Raw genomic sequence first — 240 nt, forward strand, 5'->3', positions numbered from 1 at the left:
CCTGCGGTAATGGCTTCTTCGATGGCGCTCGCAGGTTTGATTTTGCTGACTGCAAGCAACATAACTTCTTCTGAAGACCGCCCGCAACGCGTCGCGGCGGCTGAGATTTTGTCCCGGACATGTGCCAGGTTATGCGCGATATCGTTCATTTTCCGAGGATGTTCATATGAATATGGAAGAAATAGTAGCCCTTAGTGTAAAGCATAACGTGTCGGATCTACACCTGTGCAATGCATGGCC

2 pseudogenes are annotated in these 240 nt (G+C 50.0%); one reads left to right on the forward strand and one right to left on the reverse strand.

Features of this window, described 5'->3' with window-relative positions:
• Window positions 1-149: pseudogene (locus FDX24_RS10005) on the reverse strand (YggS family pyridoxal phosphate enzyme); the annotation flags it as partial.
• Here FDX24_RS10005 and FDX24_RS23685 point away from each other — a divergent pair.
• Window positions 122-240: pseudogene (locus FDX24_RS23685) on the forward strand (type IV pili twitching motility protein PilT); the annotation flags it as partial. The pseudogenes FDX24_RS10005 and FDX24_RS23685 sit on opposite strands and share 28 nt — an antisense overlap.

Source organism: Citrobacter sp. wls716 (assembly GCF_005280975.1).
GTDB lineage: Bacteria > Pseudomonadota > Gammaproteobacteria > Enterobacterales > Enterobacteriaceae > Citrobacter > Citrobacter youngae.